The following is a 22901-nucleotide window of genomic DNA, read 5'->3' as shown; positions in this document are numbered from 1 at the left end:
GTATTACCAAAACCTAACGACAACGCAACTCTGTGTATACCACCCGATGCGCTTAAAGTTACCGGCATAACAAACGCGTAATCCAACTGGTACGGCATTGACTTCCCGCCTCTGTACCCGAACCCGCAGGAAACGTTTAACTGATCTTTCCCAATATCCTTGATCCCTGCACGTAACGCTATTGAGTGTTTCAATAACCACTGCTCAAATCCCATACCAAAATTGAACTGTGCATCACTCAACAACCAGTCAAAACCCCAGACAAAATCTTCTGTTCCATACCCCAACCCAACTTTAACCTTTGTATATAAATAATCAGGAACCTTAGTCCCTAAATCAGGCTGGTTAAAATTATACGCTACAATCCCGAGTTTAGTATTTGAGTTAAGTTCAAACAATAATCCAATATCGTACCCCATTTCGTTTTTCTCAAAATCTTCTGTCTGCCCAAGATAAGTAATACCAATTGGATTGGTATTCAACATCTTTATATTAACGCCAATCCTTAACGAATCCTGGATAAACCTGCCACCTAAACTCACAGCGGTAAGTGTTTCTGAATAATACGCTGATGTCAATCCGCTGTATGAAACCGCTACCGCGGGAGAAGATACTATATACTTCCCGAATTTTGATAACAATACCTGAGGATATCCTACGACGACACAATTTTGTGTGATGCTATCATTCACCAACCCGGGATATAACGCACCGCCAAAAACGTAGATTCCAGGATCTTGCATAAATGACATCCCAGCAGGATTTACCAACGCACTACCGATATCATTCCCTACAGCCACCAATGCGCCACCCATCCCGCTGGCACGTACATTCAAGAATAAAGATTCCTCAAACGCTGCGCGTACCGGCATCGCCATTAACAGAAAAACTGCTGATACTAACACTACTTTATATAGTCTCATCAATACCTCAACCATACACGTACAAAAAACTGTTCCTGCCGTTCATACTTAGGATACCCAAATTTCACAGGATCTTCTACAAGATTATAATTATCATCCTGGCGGTACTTATATCCGGCATATACTTTGAACCTTCCGGAATCACCAACGATCTGTGCGAGATACTCTGAACGATAATAATTATTCGCATTATTCATCATATCACGGTAATCAAGATAATTTATCCCGGCTGTGATAAACGTATTCTCAAATAATTTGTATCTGCTTTCAATGATGTACATATGATAAAAATAATCAGTTAAATAAGGATACCCAACACCCGTTGGTTCATCCCATTTTTTTACTGATAAAAACTTATATCTCGGAATAAAATTCCATTTCTGCAGAAAATCATCAACTCCCTTAACCGTTTTCATCAATAAATCCTGGTTTTTTACAGGCGCGCCCTGTACTAACCGGGGAAGTTTAAACTCATACCTTCCCTTCAGCCATAACCCTTGTTCTCTCTGCCGGTTCGCCTGAAGTTTTGAATTATCGCGATACAAGAATTTTGATGAAAACAAGAAACTCTTTATTGCCGTAAAATCTGTCTGTAACGAAATAAAATTATAGATGCTATCCTCGTAATCCAGAGGGTCGTATATATTAAATTTCGGGTTTGCCGGGTCCGGATCATAACGCACATAGTTGTCAGGTATCGTATCCTGTACGCGCTTAGTTTCTTCATCAAATAATACACGCCCGAAATTGTTGATATCGTACCGGTAATTAAACCTGAAGTACGTGTTGTACGCGTATAACGAATTAGATATTCCATTCCTCTGCTCCTGCCCGATAGTGATCTCCGAATTTGTAAGCATCTCAGAAAGAGACGATGATTCATTCTTTAACAACCTGTTCTTGAGGTCTTTTAGTTTGTAGTTAGTAAACAAATGATATCCTTGCATATCAAGCACATACGAGTAATCCGGGTTTTGGTCATCTTCACGATCGTCAACAATGAAGTTATTATTCCTATCCTCCCCCACCCAGAATGTAGGAGGGTCGTATTCAAACATTAAATTATCCTGTAACCAGTCCAGTGTCGCTGTTCGAGTATAATATGTGTACTTAAGATCAACATCGCGGTCATAGAACCGTGAGAACCCATTAATCCCGCCAGCTTTATTCGGCACTTCGTAGTTCTTATCATTATCATCATTATCATCAGTTGTAGGATAATCCTCAAATGAAGGACCCATAACGTTATATTCTGACCAGTAGTTGTAGTCCGGATCGGTATAATAGTATTCAAACCCTACATTAAGACTTTTTTTCAACATTTTTTTATTAAGATTGAGGAACCCAATAAAATGCCCGAGTTCGTCAATCTGTTTTTGGAACTCATCCCGCTGCCCTTCTTCTTTTGGTGATAACGCACGCCCTTCAACACTACGTTCCCCTGATTCATTAGGATACATATAGTATTTGCGGTTAAGGTCAATCTCAGCATTTACCGTAAACTCAAACGGATTATCTTTCAATACCGTACCGTTGAGGTCAAGCCCATAAATTTCATTAGCTACCGGCCGGCCGAATTTGTAAGTAAGAATACCCTTATTAGAATAATCCTTAACATTCCCCGGTGTATTATATACCTGGAAAAATCCGTTACCATAATCCATTTCAATCTTCGTATCATTTGCCATGGTTATCTTAAATACAATATTTCTTATAGTACCCTCATAACCCGCTTCAGTTGATAATTTTGTGAAGTCAAACTTATACGCGAAATACGCGTCACCGTTAGCTTCACGGCGTTCAGGATAGCCATCAGAATAATAATATTGTACTGACTTAGATTCAAGGTTAGCTTGTTTATAAAACCTTGTAACGCTGTTGAGGTCAATAATATTTTTATCAGCCTGGTACCGATCAATCTCTTCCCCCGGTACTCCGCCTTCAACAGTCATCTGGTCAATCCTCTGCCCGTTTATATATACCGCAATTTTATAGACAACCGCTCCGCCCATATCTTCCGGAGAATCATCACGGAATTTTAACTGAATATATGAAGGGGTATAATAAGAATCAAACTGATCCAACGACCCCTGCATCGTTGTCTGATAAATCTTACTAGTATCTTTATGCTGGTTGACATAGGATAAACCCGCGGATAGATCTATCAACTTCGACGTAACTTTGCGGGTTATTCTCCCGGCAAAAAGATACGTCTGCCTGGGTGAATCTGCTCCTGCAGCAACACCCACAGGCTCAGATGTACGTGATGCCACTAATGACATCCCGCCACCTGGTGACATTACTTCCCACTTAATCCCGTGCATCTGCGTTAACTCTAATGTATTCGGAGTAAATTTCACGTATTTACTCTTATAGTACTCACCCGTAGCGTTTGTGCGCCCAATAGAAAATACTGTGTTCCAATTAGACATTTTGTCCTTGAGTTCAATTAACCCGCCTCCGCCGCCTTCCCATGCCGGCTTCCATGTCCACGCATTGTCAATCGATGAAAAACCTGTTAATCCGGTCGGTTCAAGATTGCTGTTCTCATCTATAAAATACCAGGCAGTACCGAGATTACCAAAAGAATTACCAAAAAGGTCAAAATATTCACTACCAAAAAACTGGAGATCCCCCGGCTTATTTGGAGGAATAGCCGATGTTTGCTGTGTTACCAGCGCAATGAATGCCGTAACCAAAAATATTCTGAATAAATCTTTTCTTTTATATTTCATTGTCATATTATTTAGAAACAATAACACTTCCGAGTTTCATAGTTTCCCCGGCATTTATCTGCCACATATATATTCCCTGAGGAACCATTACTCCGGCATCATCCTTACCGTCCCAAGTAACTGCATTCGCGCCAGCACCCATATACCTCTGGTCTTTAATTGTACGTTTCAACCTGCCTGACACGTCAAATATGCGGATAGACACATACTCATCTTTTGTTAATTTAAACAGAATCTGTGTAGTATCCAACACACCATCGTTATTTGGAGAGAACGGGTTAGGTTCTACCGTAATATCTTTTGAAATAACCCTTGCATTCCTCTCTACAGTAAGCTGTGAAGTATTTTTGAAATTCGAACAATTCAACCCGTAATAATTTTTCCCCATTGCGTTTCTTAATTTAATTGTTGCAGGGCCATCACCGGCAGTATCCGTAACTTCACCGCGGCAATAATAAACATTATCCCCGGTCCATATACCTATCAAACTAATTTCCTGCCCGTTTGAGGTCACTACTTTCACTTCCGGTACAATATCAGTATTCATTACTGTATTAAACTCAAAATCAAAATAAATATTGCCTTTACCAACAGGCGACGGCGGGTCCTGTGATATTTTATTGACATACACCGCATTCTTTGTTTCAACCCCAACCCCGGCGGTTGCACTCTTAATATTATCACTTGATAAACGTTTAATAATTGTTATATTATCAAAAATAACATCAGTATCTTCCGCAAATAAGCCTTTATACCCTTCACTTGAAACTATGGTATCATACGCGAAATATGTATCGGTTTCGGTTTGCACTACCAACTGCCCATCAATATAAACAAGTATCTGCCATCCGCCGGTACCACCGGACGCATTAAAATATTCACCCTTATAAACCTCAAGCCTGTGTACGCCGGTCAGGATGTTCGTAGATATCGGCACTTCTGCAAATGATGTATGTTCCACATCCTTATACTGCACGGTAGACTCACTGCGGAACCTCAAGAGGCTACTCCCAAAAATTTCTACGCGGTAACGTTCCCCGCTTTCCGGTGATAGCAATACCAGCCCAAACGTCCCGGTCCCGCTGCGATACTCAAAATCCGCGGAGTATGAGTAAGTGTACAGCGTCGTTGTTGCGGGTTCAAGGATTCTAATATAATTCAGCCCGATACTCTGCGCCTGCAGCCGCTGGTCACTGGTAATCGTAAAATCCCCGAGTTCCTTATACCAACTATTAAGATTCCCGGAAGAAAAATTATCGTAAAACCTGTACACCTGCTTCAGGTCATAATTTGGCACAGTAACATCCTCGTCATTGTATGTAAGTATATAGTTTGATGAATTAGAAGCATTCGCTGCAATTTCTTCTTCAACAGTGAAGTATACCAATGTAGCTGTTGACGTCTGCAGTGTTTGTCCTATAGGTAAAACAATATCACGTGCAAGTTCACGCCAACGCGACATCCTCTGTCCCTGAATAGTTTCTTCCCCACTGAACATCACTCGTAGGTCTTCCCCGCTGGATTTCAATTTCCCGTTATCACACAATTCCTCAGTATCCACAGGTAAACTTACTGTATACTTAACCGGTAACGGCAATACACCGGATCTATTGGTAATCGTAATTTTTTTATAGAAATTATTCCCAGCCCATACATTCTGTGATGCCAGTAATACAACAAGACAGGATGACATAACAAATATTCCAATAAACTTGTTTAGTATTTTCATTTAATTTAATTTCCCGGATTAGCCAGTACTACCAACAAATTATCGATATCAACATTTTTATCATTAACAACCCTTGCACAGAAGCCAAATGTATCCTTACTCTGGCTGACTTTTAACAACAACTTATTATACCCTTTTTCAAATGTGCAAGTAACTTTATCACTATCAACTTTCATCTTGCGTTCAACATCGTTAAAATGCACACGTTTTTTGTTTAGCCATACAGCAATCCCGTCATCACTGCCAACTAATAATTTAACATTCTGTTTCAAAGGAGAATATACGTAGGCAAACAGATAAACAACACAATCACTCTGTGGCCCGTAAACATCACCCTGGCTTAAATTATCAGGATCTACAGGATCTGAAACCTTAAGTTTTTTCCATTTCCATTCCCCTATAGGTTCTTCTTCGCTGGGAGTAGTCATAGCTTCACCCTGGAGATAATCATAACTCAACCTTGTCCCTGCATCTTCATTCGGGCATGGCCCGCAGACGATCCAATCACGCATATAACCTTTAACCTTAAGCCCGTTCTTCGGAGCCTGAATTTCCTCAACCACAGCTTTTTCTTCTTTACTTACAGAAACCCCTTCTTGAACAACTTCCAAGGTTATACACCCGCTAAACAGAATAGATTGAGAAATAAGAAATAACGCACTCAGAATTGTTATAAGGTAATTATTATTAATACTATTAATGCTATTATCTTTAAACATACAGTAATTATATACATCAACAAATATATTGTCAAACTTTATTTTATATAAAAACACAGCCTCCGGAACAACATTACTTTTGTACCGGAGGCTGTAACCTTAATACTTAGTACTGCATACTAAGCGTTTAATTCCACATTATTTTAACACTACAATCCTGCTCGTTTGCTTGTATACATCCGACTCAAGGTAGGCGAAGTATATGCCTGAGGTAACTTTTTTGTCTTCAGCATTGGTACCGTCCCACTCAATCGCACCCCAGCCAACTTTCTGGTCGCCGTTTATCAGCTTAACCAGTTCACCTGCCATATTATAAATTTTTAACCTCACATATGACGCGTCTTCCAGGAAATAGTATTGTATAACCGCCTTCCCGCCGGTGCCGGATGAACTGAAGTCAAGTTTATTCCCTAACACGCGCATAACATTTTCACTCTTACTGATTTTGATATTCACATACTTCGACGTATCTTTTTTCAACCCGGCTTCATCTTCTGCGCTAATGTCCAGTTTCAACACCTGCCCTGAAACCAAGTCTGTTTCTTTTAGCACAAACGCGTATGTATAGTATACCGCGTCATTCACTTCAACTTTTGATGTCCGTGTAGCCGAACGCCCGTTAATTTTTACCAGTGGATCAGACTTCAACGGTTCAGTCACCACAAAGTTTATTTTCATCTGCCCTAACTGCGTTATATCCGCTGGAGTAGTTTTAATCGCCTGCACTTCCGGAGGTTGAGTATCCACCGGCGTTCCCGTAATTGCCGTAACGCTCTGCGAAATATTACCGTTGATGTCCACAGCGGCTATACGGTACCAGTATGCAACGTTATTCTTTAATCCGGTATCCGTGATTGACGTAATACCTTTAGCTACAACATTAATTTCGGTATAAGCCCCGTTTACTCCGGTTTCCGAACGGTAAATACGGTACTCTTTTAAATCCGCTGCCGTACTTTCGTTCCATGACAGCACTAACTGTTTACCTTCAGATAGCACTGTTACCGGTGACGTTACCGGCGCTACCGGCGAAACGGTGTCAACCGTACACGAAGGAACTGTTGATTTCACAGTATTATACGCACTTTCATTCCCCGAATTATCAAACGCTGTCATACGATAGTAGTATCTCACACCGTTGACAAGGCTTTCATGCGCATACTCCTGGCTGGAAATCTGCTGCCCGGCAGGAGGTGATACTGTCAATAAATCAAACGCTCCTGTACTGCTCATAGAGGAGCAATAAATTCTGTACCCCGCGAGATCAGGGATATTAGATTCACCTCCGGTATTCCATGAAATTTTAATCTCACCTCCGGTACCCGTATCATCGACTTCCATACCATCAACCTTATCAGGCGGAGTCATGTCTGACCCTGTCGGGAATCCAGATACAATAACAGAATCATCACTTATATTTCCATAAGCATCCATAGCACGCACTTTATAATAATACGTAGTCCCGCGCATTAAACTGCTGTCAATAAATACAGTATTAGTTATATTTGTGGATATCACTAAAGAGTATGTCCCGGTTTGCTCAACCGCACGGTAAAGCCTGTAATAGCTCGCGTTGGTAACCGTTCCCCACGAAATCTGCAGGCTTCCCCCTGTTTTCGGGTCTGAAACACTTACATTTTCAGGTGCAAGAGGTTTTTCGCCTGTACCTCCGGTAGGGATACCAGACTTTTCAGAAGAATACAAACTTATATTTCCGTTTGTATTATCATACGACGCTACTACGTAATAATACTTCTTCCCGTTCTCCAAACCAGTATCCGTAAATGTAGTACTGCTCTTCCCAATAGTCGCAACAATCTTACCGCTATTATAATTCCCTGATACTTCTGAACGATATACCTTGTATCCTGCAAGGTCGCTCGCAGTTACTGCCGACCACGATACATTCAACTTCCCGCCTTCCGCTAAGTCGGTAACTGTTACGTTAGACGGCACCGGCGGTGGTGTGGTGTCATCAGTAGGATATGTAAATGCAACATTTGAATACGAATCCGCTTCACCTGCGGTGTTTACAGCCCTAATTTTGAAGTAATAAGTTGTCCCATTCAACAACCCACCCTGTGCGTTGTAGGTAACCGTACTTGTATTTACCTGCTCATACCCTGATGCATATACCGTTGAACGCCATATAGCATATGACACTGCAGCGTTATGTGTTTGATCCACCGGTGAGGCCGACCAGGTAAGGTCTATCGCACCGTTATTACCATTATTCTTCGCTTGTAAATTAAACGCAGCATTTGGTTTATTCATGCTGGCAGCCGGTGTTGCTGATACTGTACTTGACTCTGTACTATCCCCAACGTTATTAAATGCTTTAATTACATAATAGTACGCCGCACCATTGGTCAACCCTGTATCGGTATATGTATTAGAAACAATCTCGGTAACAATCTTAGTAGTATCATTCCACGGGCCGGAATTACTGTTCGAACGATATATGCGGTATCCCGATGCAGCATCACCCGTAGTTGGCGCTGACCAGGTAAGACGCACCTGTCCGGAAACACCTGTTGGCACAGCTGTAACACCTGTCGGAGCACCCGGAACAACTGTTGCTACTTTCCCAATCGATACAAGATGCCCATCCATTGTACCGACATACACACGTTCTCCGTAAGAGACCGGCATTGAAGTAACATACCCAACTCCGGCTTTATACTTCCACAGTAATGTCCCTGAACTACCGTTATCCTTAACCGCAAAAACCGTTCCGCCATATCTATGAGGAATATATACTATACCATCTTTTTCTGAAATTTTATTCCTCAGAATATCATCACCCTCTGCTTTACATCCTAACCGCACATACCAAAGAGGCGATGCGCTGGTGGTACCAAAACAGTTAAGCCTGCCGTTAGTTGTTTTGGAGTACACATGAGTCTTTGCTGTATTTACACCAAGTGATGCCCATACTGACTGTGTTTGTTTTGTGGACCACTTAACAGTCCCCGCTCCTGCGTCTACACAAAACACACCGCTTTCATAAGAATCCGACCACCGTGTAGCACCGGCAGCAAAGATATATCCGTTAGATGCCACGAGGTCAGTATTTGCGGGTGAATAATAAAAACTTGCTGCAATAAGTGTTTCAAACTTCTTCACCCCGGCGAGTGACAACGCGTGTATGTATCCCGACCACCCGGTGAAATAAATCGCATTATTAAATATTACAGGTGTTGACACAATTTCTTTATGCCCTTGCACACCCCCGCCGCCATGCGACGTTGTACGTCCCTGGTATTTCCATTTAAAACTGCCATCAGCAGTGTTCACAGCATAGAGATACCCGCTTGCAGTGCCAAAATATGCAACTCCGTTATCAATCAACGGCGCGCTGTAGATCGAGGACGGTGAATCAGGATACCCAAGACTCACTTCATTCGCGGCATCATCAGGAACTTTGTATCTCCATTTCAACGTCCCGCTGGCAGTATCCAGTGCGTACAGAGAACCGTTGTATGACCCAAAAATTACGCTATTACCGTCAACAACCGTCCCACTTGCTTCTTCCAACGCTTCACCATACTTTTCTTTATCAAACTTCCATACCTGGTTACCATTGGTATCATAGCAATACATGTATCTGCCATAAGGATTCACGAATACTTTATTATTATCAACTGCAATATCCCCTTGAACATCCGCACCAATATCTTTTCTCCAGACAGACGTCATCGCATAATTATCAGTCTGCGATTTTCTGACAGTGACATTCACCCAAACAGAACGGTACCACTTCTTACCGTCAGACGTATCAAACCTAACTTTAATTCTGTGAACACCGTTGATACTGTACCACGGATCCGCAGCGGTACGGCTGCAGGCAGCATCAAATGCAGTAAGTTCCGTTGCCATGTCAGTGGTAACACTCGCTGTTGCAACTGATGAACTTATATTGACCAATCCCATTGCCTTGAAATACTTATTATCATAATGCCCAGTATCCGCTAAACACCCGCCGTCATCTATCTGATAATACGCAGAAGTTATACTAGCAATATGTCCCTGGTATAACTCAATTTTTGCATTAATCGTACAACTTGTCCCGGATAGATTTGAATCATTGACTGGTGAGGAGAATACAATTTTGGGATATCTAGGCATCGGCATCGCAAGATTTCCGCGTGGAGTACTCAATGAACCGTTTAAAGGATAATCACGTACTTCAATCTTACTTGGAGATACAGTCATATACCCAACACCGCCATAAATACCGGTACTGGGATTATCCATCGTACCATAAAATGAATATGCGGGCACAGCATCAGAAGTACTTGTATAATTTTGTTTACTATGGACATGGCCATACAGCATAAGCGTAAGATTATAATTCTTCAGTAATTCTATAAGTGCTCTGTCATTATCTATCATATCCCCTTCACCAAGGGTATCCGCGCGTTCGCTTGTAGGATGATGGAAGAAACAAATCACAGGACGCCCGATGGACGCTACAGGGCTGGCATCTAGAGTTGACTTAATCCAGTCAAGTTCAAACCTCGGAAAATGGCCGTCACCATGGTTTAGCATACCTTCATTGAGTATAAGGAAATGGTATCCGTTTGTAGGATCAAACCCTGCTGCACTTGAATGATTACCATTGATATCATACATAAAGCTGCTATGCACAGCGCCGATACGTTCACGATAATATAATCCACCCATCCCGCGGGTCATATCATGATTCCCCGGTGAGCCTTCATACAAAGCAATTGATGAATTAAAGTTTTTTACAATATTTCTGTAAGTATCATACTCCCTGCGCAGGCCGGCTTCCACCATATCACCGGCATTTGCGACAAATTTCGGTAACGGGCTCATATTGTTTATCATAGTCATAGTATCAGTCGCCCGGGTATTAGTACTCGCGGTTGGATACTGTATGTGAGTATCTGTATAGACAAGAAACACAAAATCCGCAGAACTATGCACCGGTAGCAACAACAAAGTAGATAATACAAGCGCCACTTTTAACACAATTTTTTTTACCATACTAAAATTACTCCTTTATTTACTTTTATGAAAGTTAAACTAGCTATAACAACTTAATTATTAGATTACAACATTTCTGCCAAAGTACTAAACAGAACCAACTCATCTTATAACAAACATAAACCTAGCAACTCTAGCACTTTTATTGTAAACACCATTTTACAATATATGTAACTTTAATTTTACAAGTTATACAATTAATGTGTCAACCAAAATTCATAAAATATTTTATTTGTTATTTTATCGATTATAACAGTTACTGCTCCACACTGTTTTGTATACACTGTTTTCATCACAACCCCATAATTTGTTCCCAGTTCATACTCTGTTGCATAACCATTCCCGCTGACCACAAACAATTCGGTATTTAACTTATAAATTTCAGGAGCAATGTATCCCACCCCGTGACCTGGCATCTGAACTACCCCATATTTTCTACCATTTATTTCCTGCAGTATAGACTCCTGCCCAACTTCACCGATATCTCCTGAAAAAAGACCGGAGAAGTTATGATACTGCATTTCCATTACGATAGAATTCTCATCAGGATCAACCTGAACGCTTTGCCCGGGATTCAGCACCCTGAACTTTGCATCACTAAACACAAACTCCGTACCCGCTACAGCTGTTATCACCTTTTTAGCTTTGCTTTGACATACTTTATAGAATTCAGAATACTCATCGGTATCCGCGTGGCCATAGCTTAACAAAACACTCTCAACCCGCACGCTATCCATTACTTTTCTTAACCCAAGATAATGATTGTAATGCGGATGAGTAAGAACTAATAAATCAATTTTTCGCAGTCCCTTATAATTCAGAAACGGTACAACAATTTTTTCTCCGGGATCAAGCGCAGAGTCCCAATTTCCACCGCCGTCGATAAGGACGGCTTTACCTCCGGGTAATTTTATTACAATACTATCCCCATTCCCTACTGAAAGAAAAGTAATTTCTGCCCTGCCTTTTGCTTCTACCACCGCGTATTTCGTAAACAATAACATCCCGGCAATTACACAAAAATATACTGTTTTTTTGATATCAAAAAACACAAAAATCATTAAGGCCAGGTAATAACATAACAAAAACTCTGGGCTCACACCATTTACCGTAACGTTCGCATAGGGTACTGCAGCAAATACCGCTGATATCTGTATCAGTACAGTTGTTAGAACAGTGCATATTTTGCCAAATAATACATATAAAATCCCGCCGACAAAATGTATACCCACCAAACCAAGGCCTAAACTTAACACCAATCCGGATAATGGAACCACTATTAAGTTGGAGATTATACAGATAACAGAAAATTTGTAGAAGTATACGGCAATCAAAGGCCATACAAACATCTGTGCAGATACGGATACCATAAGAACATTCACAACGTCACGTAATACAGCAGGTACTGACTGTAAAACCAATCTGCATTTTTGTACACCCGCAAGGATACCGAATGTCGCAGCTATGGACATTTGAAACCCGGAACTCAACACCACTTTAGGATCATACAGTACCATAGCCCAGCAGGAAAGAAGCAGTACCTGGTAGCTGCTAATTTCCCGGCGTAACATTAACGTCAATAAAAAACAAGTAGTCATTACTGTTGCGCGTACTACCGGCGGATTTGAACCAGTGAGCACACAGTACGCTGCAATAATAAGTATCACTGCAGGTACCGCGGTACGGCGCGGGATACGCAACAGAAAATGCAGTATCCACATAAACATTCCGGCAATAACTGCTACATTCGACCCGCTGACGACTAGGACATGCATAACACCGGCATCCATAAATATTGTCCGTGTTTCGGGTTCAAGCCAGCTTTTTTTCCCGACAATAATACTGCCCATAACACCTGCTTCATTTACAGGCATTGCATTTTTTATCGATTGCTCAAAATTTGTGTTCAACCAATTCATTAACAGATAATATTGTTTTTGGAATATGCCAGCATGTTTATAGCCATCAAGTTTTGAATACGCTATAACTGACGCTATACAGTAAACATTCTGGTATGCAAGGTATTTAGAATAATCAAACTGCCCAGGATTAAGAGCTTCCACCGGCCGGCGCAGCATACATTCAATCGATATATCATCACCATACGATAAATTAACGCTATCCTGTGAAGGAATCCTGGCAAGTACATTTCCGCGGGTGGTTTTCCCGTCAATCTCGTGGGTGTAGACAAAAAAAGTAGTGTAATAATTACCGCTCTCCGGGAAAGATAATACCCTGCCTTTAATTACATGAGTAAGAGTATTATCCTCAGCTTTTTGCTCAACCAAAACAACCTGCGCGATATCATTTAACGGAATATAAGAATATAAACCGTACCGGTCAAATATAACAATAAGTGATATATACAGGCAGAGTAACACGAATAGTATACGGTTCACCCAGCGTTCTCCTGAATAATAAACTCATACGCGTACGAAAAAGAGGACTGGCTTACTTTTGAGGAGTGTCCGTTACCGATGTTTTAAGACCGGCATTAATTTTTTGTAATGTAACTTTTACTGAAGTTATTTTTTCGAGGATTTCCCTGTGCTCACCCCCGCATTTTTGTGCGAGAACTTCTATATGCTGCAACTGTTCCAAACATTCTGCAACAACATTTTTATTTTCCCCGACTTTTGTTTGCAGTTGTTCCACCATATGGTTAAGCTTCTCCGCTACATCCTTAAGTTCGTCACCTTCCCTCAATTTCACCCTATGAGTTAAATCTCCCAACCCCAATATCTCTGACGATTTTTCAATACGGTATAACGGCCCCGCGATTTTGTGTGACACAAAAATTGACACTATGATAACCAGTAACAGGTATAACACCAGCTTACTTATAATCTGTGTATTAACTTTACTTATCATTGAATATATCTCAGGATGATTAACCTGGCTGAACATCACGCGGCCCATTGTGTAGTATACATCCCAAGAGATCAGCAATCCCGCGAATAAGACCGCAAGAAAAACAAATAAAACATACCGGAACTGAAACCCGTGCTTTACAACTACCTGTTTACGTTTAAAATTTGCCATATAGTTCCAAACCAACACTTTCTGTATATAATGTTTATTATCACAAAAATACCAGTGGTTTGTCAAGATTGAGAAACAAGTTCATTTCTCAGCCGTAACCTCATATTTTATACCGTCGGAAGTAACCTTAACATTCCCGTTTAAATCCGTACGGTAAACCTTTATATTCATACTGTTCAACCCATCCACCACTTTTTTTGAAGGAAACCTGTACCTATTATTTTTACCGCATTGTATTACCGCAACTTCAGGATTTACAGCTTCCAAAAACTTGTTAGAGGTACTCCATTTAGGTTTTACAAAACTCCAGAGTTGAGGTATAACACACCCGCCTAGTGCTATAATATTGCTATTGCGAGCAGATGCTGCGCCATAAACAGTAGACGTTATGGAACCATGATGCCCTACCTTAAGAATATTAGATTCCAGCCTGCTGCCGTAAAGGCTGACAATTTCTTCCTCCATAAACTTCTCCGCATCCCCTGGAAACATGATATAAACTTTATTGTGCTTACAATGTATTACTAACGAATTATTATTAGGATCATCCGCAGTAAGCGTTTCACCGGGAGATAATACATCAAGCAAAACATCCGGGTCCAGTTCACGGAAATTCATACCGCGCCGCGCACGGATATAATTAACTTTTTTTAACTTTACTGCTGAGAGGACCTGATTATAAATCGGTGTCGGATACGGTATCCCGGGTTCAATATACGATCCTGTAAGAATATTTAGAAGTAAATATTTCAACCCGCCAACGTGATCGCTATGCGGATGCGTAGCGAACATATAATCAATTTTATTAATACCCATACTCTGTAGCAACGGAAAGATAGTATCTCTGCCAGCATCATAATTCCGCCAGTCTTCAACCGGCCCTCCATCTATAAGCACAACCTTATTGTTGGGCATAACCATCAGCGTAGCATCACCCTGTCCGACGTACATAAAAATTACTTTTAATACACCTTTTGAGAATGATGTTGATACAAAACATAATGACACAAGAACTATTGCGGTTACTACTTTTTTTGTAATCAAAAAAATCTTTTCCTTACAGTTCACAACCCTATCCTCAAACTGACTCTGTTAAGAGAACTAAACCCTTCCTGCGACCATGAATAAAACAATACAAATTCTTTACGCATCAATAAGTACTTCACTCCCAACCCAAAACTTACCCCACTACCGGATAATATATACATTTCATCGAACCTGTACCCCAAAGAGAATGTTAATATATTAAACACCATTTTTTCAACTGACAAAACAACCGCTGCGCTCCTGAAATCCGTAACTGTATCCACCCCAACGGATGATTCAATATTATTAAACAACATTACAAGCCCAACTTTTACGAGATGATAATTATTATAAACCGCGTTTCCCCGGATAGTTTTACCAAAATTATTTATTCCAACCGCAACTATCAACGGTATCCCTAAATACGCAGTTTCAGACCTCACCCCGGCATCTAATCCATATCCAAAGGTATACTCATTATCCACTGCTAAACCGGTCAACCTCACTGCAACACCGGAATCTACTTTGTCAAGCAAACGGTTAATAAAAACAATTCCGGCTAGCAAATCTATTACAGAATAACTTCCTGTTTTTGACATATACTCGTCATAAGCATCAATACTGCCTGAATCTGAGTATCCAGCAAAAATACCAAAAGCGTTACCTTTTTCATAATTCGACCGGTATTCTGTAAATAATCCGGTTTTCCCGTCATTATCAAATGTTTGGCTTACGAAAAAAGCGGGATTATTAAAAACGTTTTCAATCCCAGGTATAATACTACACATTCCGAACTCATCAGCAACGCATCGCCCAACCCAGAATAATGATAAAAACACCAATCCAATAAGATACACACGTTTGAGTTTTAAATTGATTTTATACCAACTTTCTTGCGTATAACCGTACATTTTTCATCTGTGGACTGTACAACGATTTCCAAAGTATACAATCCTGGAGGCACACGGGTGCCGGTAGTGTCACCAAGATACCAAATATACTCGTTAAAACTGTTCCCAATAATCTCAGCAGTAATATTGCGTGTATAAACTCTTCTTCCCCCAGCAGAATATACGTTGAGGACAGCTTTACTCGGGGATATGTCAATAATAAAATTTATTTTTACATACTTTTCCGCAGGGGATGGATATACCTTAATTTCACGGATTACCTGCCCGCAGTCCCGTCTATCAGTATGCTGCGCGTTAAAGGTTTTCATCATACTATTAAACTCACTAGCATATCTTCCTGCTATATACTCCGATTTTATCACTACCAAATTCTCATCATTACAATTATTCGCTGTGGTTGTCCAATTATGTGAGCCTGTTATAACTTTCGCAGTACTTAACCCGGGATCTATTACCGCGTACTTGTGATGCATAAGGCCGGGATTTAGGTCTTCTATTACATTAACCCCTGCGGATTTCATATTATCATACGATGCCATTACCTGGCTTTTTTCAAGAATACCGTTAACTGCCACGCTGTTATTCTTAAGATTTATTAATTCATTATCAATACCGGTATTCAATCCGATGGTATACACTGCGAAGTTTACCTCCTGTATTGCGGATTTAAGTTCAGCCTTAATCTCCGTGTTAGTCTGTCCCGGTATGGAGTATGGCGAGAACCATACATCAACGAGAGCCCCTCCGACGTCCACGCTACACCCATTCCACCAAGGATTGTGTGTTGACGTACTTTTAGTTGCTCCGAAAATGCCGGTATCATACATATTTTTGAATTCCATCTCGTACAATCTGGCAACTTCACGCGAGGTTATTATTACAATATTGTTGTTATCGTTATAAGCTGCATTCACCGTGAAATTATATGATCCTGTAAGTACGGCCTTATCTTTTATCACAATAAACTTATTATGCATCAACTTCGCGCTATCCGTGGTTCCATCATCCTTAAAGTTTTCAATTTTACCGGGACCAAGTACTTCCATAAAATTTGCGGTATTACTTTTTTCGTAGATCAGGAACACCGCATTTTTACCGATACGCGTAACGGTATCCATAAACGCAGTTTTGATTTTTGTGCCGGAAATATTATAAGCCGCGATGTACACCATATCTCCCGGCAGTGCACGGTTTAAAAAGTTACAGACGGTATCATCAATAGTTTCGTTGGGATTAAGGATACTGTGATCACTGTTCGGAGGTGAATTAAATATAGTTTCTATCTGCTCTTTCGCCTGGAGAAAAGGTGTAGATAAAAGTATTAAACAGTATAAAACTATCGGTACATTACAACCTTTTTTTGCTGTCATAGGAAATGTTCTTACCTAATGAGCTTGCGGTAAACCGCCTGCGCGGTTGTATCAGTCATTGAAGATATAATATCGGTAGTAATACGGTAAGGCAGTTCATTTGCTAACCACGGATATTCCTTTAACGCATAATCTGTATTGTCCATATAGTATTTATAAAGAAACGCGATTATGGTATACGCTTTATCCATCCTGTTCTTTACTGACGGCAGTTTGTATACTTCACGGTACATAAACGCACGCAGGATTTCAGTTGCTTCCAAGACAGTTTTACTCATTTTTAACTTCGCAGAATCACGGCTATTACCTACGATATCCAATACCATGGTATTCACGCGTTTACCGTGTGTAACCCCGAGAACCTCCACCGCTTCCTTTGGAAGGCTGTCCATAGTAATTAACCCCATCTCAATAGCGTCATCTATATCATGGTTAATATAAGCGATCCAGTCAGAATACTGTACAACCACGCCTTCCAGCGTAGCAACATCCTGATATTCAATGACTTTGTCATGTACTTCATGCAACGTTTTAGTACCTTTTGAATGTTTGACAATACCATCCCGTACTTCAGAGGTAAGGTTTAATCCCTTACCATTTTTTTCCAGTTTATCCACTACGCGTAACGATTGCTGTGCGTGATGAAAACCTGTCGGGGACAATTTATTCAATACTTCTTCCCCTGTATGCCCAAACGGCGTATGCCCGAGGTCATGCCCTAAAGAAATAGCTTCTGCAAGGTCCTCATTAAGATTTAACGCACGGCAGATTGTACGCGCAATCTGCGATACTTCAAGAGTATGAGTTAACCGTGTACGAAACTTTTCGCCGCTAGTGGACAGAAAAACGTTAGTTTTATATTTTAACAGCCGGAAGTATAACGAATGCAGGATTCTGTCTTTATCCCGTTGATAACACGTACGGAGGACGGATTCTTCTTCTTTTACCTTTCGTCCGGCAGATGCAGAAGCCAGCTGCGCGTATCTAGACAGCCTTTCATGTTCCTGTTTTTCAAGTTGTTCACGGATATGCAACTCTTCCCCTGCTGTCATTTCTTGAACAACCCCAACTGCCCTTCATTCTCGCGTTTGATAATATCGATAAGTTCTATCACATCATCGATCTCATAATCCGCACCGGAAACCGCTGTTTCAAATAAATTACCGTATTTCGCCCATACCGCACGCATACCAAGTTGTTTTGCACCTAAAATATCACGTTCTGCCCAATCACCTATCATCAACGCTTTTGTCGGAGCTACACCCAGCTGGTCAAGTGCCATCTGGAACGGTTTTGCGGAAGGTTTACGTTCACCGCTATCATCGAATGTTACCACAGCATCAAAATAGTGTTGTAGTTCAAGCGAACAGATACGCATCCATACGGGTAACCTCGGAGCGTCAGAAACTACCGCCATCTTTAATCCTATCTTAGTTAATGTCGTAAGGGTAAGATGCACATGCGGATATAAACTCATCACGCCTTCCTTCGCACGACGGTATCCCACGATCCCCGCAGCCAGGATTTTGTATTCAATTTTACCAGATATTTCAGTTAGTACTTTATTAAATATCTGCTGGTCTTCTATTCCTTCACGCTCGTATATACGGTAGATATGCGCGATAAGTTTATCTTTCGGCACCCCTAACCCTGCATCAATCATAGCATCCGCTGCGGATTCAACTGCCATTCTTTTCATCTTCATAAAATCCATCAACGTGTTGTCCATGTCAAAGATAATCGCGCGGATCATTTAGTTAACAACTTTCTTTTTTAATACTGATTTCGAATACAACAATTATTTCAGGACTTTAAGGATTTCATCAATTTCACGTTTACAACTAATGACTGCCTGGTTTGCAGTAAGTTTATCCTCGATTGCTTCCGCAAAACGGTTATCCAGGATATCCTGTATGTACGTCCACTGCAGATGCGCGGGTGAACCTTTTGCTGTATCCAATTGTTCAAGTATTTTTTTGCGTTCAGGCTGGAACTGATAATACGCGTCGTTCATAGCTTCCTTCGCTGCTGGTGATAAAAACCCTATACTCTGAGCAAAATACAATGCCGCGTCTTTACTCACGACAAATTTCACAAAATCCAATGCCTGTTCAGCATGTTTAGTGTTTTTGTTGATCACCAAGTACTGCCCTCCAGCCCAGGACGTGCTGGCACCGTTCTTGTCAGGTTTCGGGAATAACATAACTCCATACTCGAGTTTAGGATTAACTTTTGCTGACCTCCAAATAACCCAGCTGCCGGATAACCAGAAACCCAGTTTCCCTTCATAAAACGCTTTATCAAGCTCGCGTTGCGGGCCGACTTTTGAGTATGGCTTCAAACTAAGGTAATACTCTAACGCTTCCCTCACCTGACGTGTTTCTATGAGGCACGTTTTCCCGTCTTCACTAAGTATCAGGCCGTTATTGCTCCAAATAAAAGCAAGTAATTTTTTATAAAGTATACCTTTATCTCTGGAATTCATACCAAAACCATAAGTATCCCTGCTCAGGAGGTCAATTTTTTTTATGGCATTATAAAACTGCGGCCATGTCTGCGGCGGTTTCTCTGGGTCAAACCCTGCTTGTTTTAACAACGCTTTATTATAAAATATCACGCGGGTATCTAGCAGCCATGGAAACCCGTAAATCTTATCTTCCAGAGTAACGTAAGACCATCCTTTGAAATCAACCTCAACATCACGTGCTGCAGGTGTTATGTTAAGCAATAAATTCTTTATTGAATACTCCGGCACCCAATCCGACCCGAGTTCAATAATATCCGGTGCAGTATTGTCAAAGAATGCTTTAGAAATTACTTCTTTCCCGGTATCGTATGTCAATTCTTTTGTCACAATCTGTACACCCGGATTAATCTCCTGGTACTTCGTGATAAGTTCAGTAATAGCTTTCTTACCTGTTTCATCACCCCAAAAGTGCCACCAGGTAAGCGTTATTTTCTCTTCTGCAAACACAGCGGGCAAACATTGAGTGAACAATACTAACGCTAAGACCAGCGATAACTTGCTCGATTTTGTGCGTAAACCCATAAGTTCCTCCCTAATTATTTATTGATTTCTAATATAAACATTTATGTATTCTAATATAATGACTACAACATTTCAACAATAAAAAATTGGATATTGAAAAGCAGGGATAAACTATAACTATTATTTACCAAAACTGTCAGGTAACAATTCGGACAATTTTTTTTCTATATACTTCCCGTTTTTTGCAGGGAACAGTATTGATACGTCACACCCGAACTCAGAGAGCACCTGGCGGCACGCACCACAGGGCGGTACCGGTTTCCCTTTCGGGCCGGCAATTGCAACGGCAATTATTTCTTTCTCCCCGGCAGTAACTGCGTTGAAGACCGCTACGCGTTCCGCGCAGATCGTCAAACCATAAGACGCGTTCTCAACGTTTGTACCGGTAAATACCTTCCCTGTTTTTGTCAGTACTGCCGCACCGATTTTTAACTTTGAATAAGGAGAATATGACCGCTCACGCACACGGGTTGCTGACTTTAACAGTATTGAGTAATTAATTTTTTTATTGTTATACATACTAACAACACCTTTCATAAAATTAGCATCTATCTTATAACAGCAATCTTAGCTTTCTTAACGTCACCGGGCCCTTTTACTACAATAACGTAGATACTGGTTGACACGTACTCACCGGTATCATTTTTGCCGTCCCAAATGCATAATCCATCACCATCGCGTTCTTCAATTTTACGCACAAGTTCACCTGAGATTGAGTATATCCCAACATTTGCATTTTCTGTAAGATTCATGATTGTCATACCTTGAATATGCTTTAATGGATTAAACGGATTTGGATAAACCTTAACCCCCTGCACATTGGCACCCGGCATAAACTGCATAATTGCGAATTTGGATAGATGATCCGTAAGGCCTTCAATATAATTATTATCCGCATACCGTCTTGTCGGTAACGGAATCCAGAGCATGTTTACCTCATCGTAACGGCATACAATAAATTTATTTTCATCCATCCCAAGAATATCGCCATCACGATAAGACAAAGCAATTGTAACCTCTTTTACCGGCTGTATTTGTTTATCAGTCTTGATCTCCAACCCTATAGTCGTGGGTTTCATTTGTTGTTCCCTTACAACACTTACGATGATAGTAGAGATATTGACTGTTACATTTTCCGCAAACGTTCGTTCGTTTATCATAACCTTCATCTCTCCGGTCTCAGGGCTGATACGTACAGTTTTCTGTTCATTAACTGAAACATTCGTAGAAGAGGATACTATGTATTCAATGTAAACCGTCGGCCCGGGAAGAAGTTGTGTGACAACGACTGCTGTACTACTACTGCTTAAAATATCGCAAGCTTCAAAGTAGTATGTATACACCGTACCGGGTGTAAAGGTTGTTGAAAATTCGTATATACGCCCGGAAGTATAAGTATTGCTATCAACTGCTGTCATCGTAAATACCGTATCAATATTGTTACTGTTTGGTTTCAAAACATGAACTTTAGGATATCCTTCAGCAGGTTGGTTACCGTCAATATCCGCATACTTTATGCGGTAGATAAATACTGTGGTTGAAACTCCTGAGTCAAAGTTTAACCCGTCGTTTAAATACTGGGCTCCCCCTGTGAAAGATAGTACAGGCGCGTTATTTACATCCGGCGCGCTAATAATATTTCCGTTCAGTCCGGTTGCAGTCGCACTCTCAACGTCGTATGCTTCAAAATAGTATATGTAATTAGTACACCCTGCCAGAGCGGCAATATTAAACAGATATACAGCGCCAGTAGAATAATCACCCGTAGAATACGTCATTGCATAAGGACTCCCGTTCAACGCAATACCGTCTTTCTTTATATAAACTTTGGGATACCCGTTCTTCGGCGAGTCGTTGTCGGTATCAGTATATAAAACATGATACACAAATGTAGTTGAAGATGTTCCAGTTTCATTATTCAATCCGTCACTTTCAAAACCCGCTTCTCCTGTCCATGCAAGTACCGGCGCAATATTAACGATATCAGGTGCATCGATGACGCCTGGCTGAACGTAAACAGCCGTTGCGCCTTGTATATCGTATGCTTCAAAATAATATGTATACGCTGTTGATTTTGATAATAACCCTGTGGTAAGTGTGAATGAGTACACTTTACCTCCTGAATACTGTACAGGGTCAACACTTGCCATTGTATACGGGCTCCCGCTGAGCTCCGTACCATGTTTTAGTATATGAACCTTAGGATACCCGATTGACGGTGCATCATTATCTATGTCCGTATATCTTATGCGGTATATGTACGTTCCAGTCGCAGTACCGACTTCCGTGTTCAATCCATCCCATGTGTATCCTGTCTCCCCGGTCCAGGAAATAGAAGGCGCGTTGTTGGATACCACAGGCCCGGAGAGAATACCCGCAGGGGA

The 22901-nt window shown here is 40.9% G+C and carries 15 protein-coding genes; all 15 read right to left on the bottom strand.

Annotation, left to right across the window (positions count from 1 at the left end):
* A partial coding sequence (locus WC955_08860; protein MFA5859165.1) for a hypothetical protein occupies positions 1-923 on the bottom strand: 923 nt, incomplete at its 3' end.
* The gene (locus WC955_08855; protein ID MFA5859164.1) at positions 923-3658 is read right to left on the bottom strand and encodes a hypothetical protein; all 2736 of its coding nucleotides are present in this window, start codon (positions 3656-3658) and stop codon (positions 923-925) included. The genes WC955_08855 and WC955_08860, both read right to left, overlap by 1 nt.
* Positions 3659-3665: 7 nt before the next feature.
* Entirely contained in the window at positions 3666-5387 is a 1722-nt protein-coding gene (locus tag WC955_08850) for a FlgD immunoglobulin-like domain containing protein (GenBank protein MFA5859163.1), read from the bottom strand.
* Between the two features lie 5 nt (positions 5388-5392).
* Positions 5393-5998 (bottom strand): hypothetical protein, encoded by a 606-nt coding sequence (locus WC955_08845; GenBank protein ID MFA5859162.1) that lies wholly within the window; start codon positions 5996-5998, stop codon positions 5393-5395.
* 246 nt (positions 5999-6244) lie between these two features.
* Positions 6245-11119, bottom strand: coding sequence for a fibronectin type III domain-containing protein (locus WC955_08840; protein ID MFA5859161.1), 4875 nt, complete (start codon positions 11117-11119; stop codon positions 6245-6247).
* 197 nt (positions 11120-11316) lie between these two features.
* Positions 11317-13518 (bottom strand): DNA internalization-related competence protein ComEC/Rec2, encoded by a 2202-nt coding sequence (locus WC955_08835; protein MFA5859160.1) that lies wholly within the window; start codon positions 13516-13518, stop codon positions 11317-11319.
* A gap of 52 nt (positions 13519-13570) precedes the next feature.
* Positions 13571-14161 carry a HAMP domain-containing protein gene (locus tag WC955_08830; GenBank protein ID MFA5859159.1) on the bottom strand — a complete coding sequence of 197 codons (591 nt, stop codon included), beginning with the start codon at positions 14159-14161 and terminating at the stop codon, positions 13571-13573.
* 81 nt (positions 14162-14242) lie between these two features.
* Complete coding sequence (locus tag WC955_08825; protein MFA5859158.1) at positions 14243-15205, bottom strand: MBL fold metallo-hydrolase; 963 nt, start codon at positions 15203-15205, stop codon at positions 14243-14245.
* A 20-nt stretch (positions 15206-15225) separates the two neighbouring features.
* Entirely contained in the window at positions 15226-16098 is an 873-nt protein-coding gene (locus tag WC955_08820) for a hypothetical protein (GenBank protein MFA5859157.1), read from the bottom strand.
* On the bottom strand, positions 16056-17468 hold the full coding sequence (locus WC955_08815) for a phospholipase D-like domain-containing protein (protein ID MFA5859156.1): 1413 nt from the start codon (positions 17466-17468) through the stop codon (positions 16056-16058). The genes WC955_08820 and WC955_08815 overlap by 43 nt, the downstream gene beginning before the upstream one ends.
* An 11-nt stretch (positions 17469-17479) precedes the next feature.
* Entirely contained in the window at positions 17480-18520 is a 1041-nt protein-coding gene (locus WC955_08810) for a deoxyguanosinetriphosphate triphosphohydrolase (protein ID MFA5859155.1), read from the bottom strand.
* Positions 18517-19221, bottom strand: coding sequence for an HAD-IA family hydrolase (locus WC955_08805; protein ID MFA5859154.1), 705 nt, complete (start codon positions 19219-19221; stop codon positions 18517-18519). The genes WC955_08810 and WC955_08805 overlap by 4 nt, the downstream gene beginning before the upstream one ends.
* 45 nt (positions 19222-19266) lie before the next feature.
* Entirely contained in the window at positions 19267-20517 is a 1251-nt protein-coding gene (locus WC955_08800) for an ABC transporter substrate-binding protein (GenBank protein ID MFA5859153.1), read from the bottom strand.
* A 120-nt stretch (positions 20518-20637) separates the two neighbouring features.
* Complete coding sequence (locus tag WC955_08795; protein ID MFA5859152.1) at positions 20638-21036, bottom strand: cytidine deaminase; 399 nt, start codon at positions 21034-21036, stop codon at positions 20638-20640.
* Between the two features lie 29 nt (positions 21037-21065).
* On the bottom strand, positions 21066-22901 hold a 1836-nt coding region (locus WC955_08790; protein MFA5859151.1), incomplete at its 5' end, for a hypothetical protein.

The sequence above is a fragment of the Elusimicrobiota bacterium genome, assembly GCA_041658405.1.
GTDB lineage: Bacteria > Elusimicrobiota > UBA5214 > JBBAAG01 > JBBAAG01 > JBBAAG01.
This window is presented reverse-complemented; position numbering and strand designations above follow the sequence as displayed.

Bases quoted from the DNA above. Each gene is read 5' to 3' on its own strand.
- WC955_08855 (MFA5859164.1), bottom strand. From the start codon at position 3,658: ATGAAATATAAAAGAAAAGATTTATTCAGAATATTTTTGGTTACGGCA.
- WC955_08850 (MFA5859163.1), bottom strand. From the start codon at position 5,387: ATGAAAATACTAAACAAGTTTATTGGAATATTTGTTATGTCATCCTGT.
- WC955_08840 (MFA5859161.1), bottom strand. From the start codon at position 11,119: ATGGTAAAAAAAATTGTGTTAAAAGTGGCGCTTGTATTATCTACTTTG.
- WC955_08830 (MFA5859159.1), bottom strand. From the start codon at position 14,161: ATGGCAAATTTTAAACGTAAACAGGTAGTTGTAAAGCACGGGTTTCAG.
- WC955_08820 (MFA5859157.1), bottom strand. From the start codon at position 16,098: ATGTACGGTTATACGCAAGAAAGTTGGTATAAAATCAATTTAAAACTC.
- WC955_08815 (MFA5859156.1), bottom strand. From the start codon at position 17,468: ATGACAGCAAAAAAAGGTTGTAATGTACCGATAGTTTTATACTGTTTA.
- WC955_08810 (MFA5859155.1), bottom strand. From the start codon at position 18,520: ATGACAGCAGGGGAAGAGTTGCATATCCGTGAACAACTTGAAAAACAG.
- WC955_08805 (MFA5859154.1), bottom strand. From the start codon at position 19,221: ATGATCCGCGCGATTATCTTTGACATGGACAACACGTTGATGGATTTT.
- WC955_08800 (MFA5859153.1), bottom strand. From the start codon at position 20,517: ATGGGTTTACGCACAAAATCGAGCAAGTTATCGCTGGTCTTAGCGTTA.
- WC955_08795 (MFA5859152.1), bottom strand. From the start codon at position 21,036: ATGTATAACAATAAAAAAATTAATTACTCAATACTGTTAAAGTCAGCA.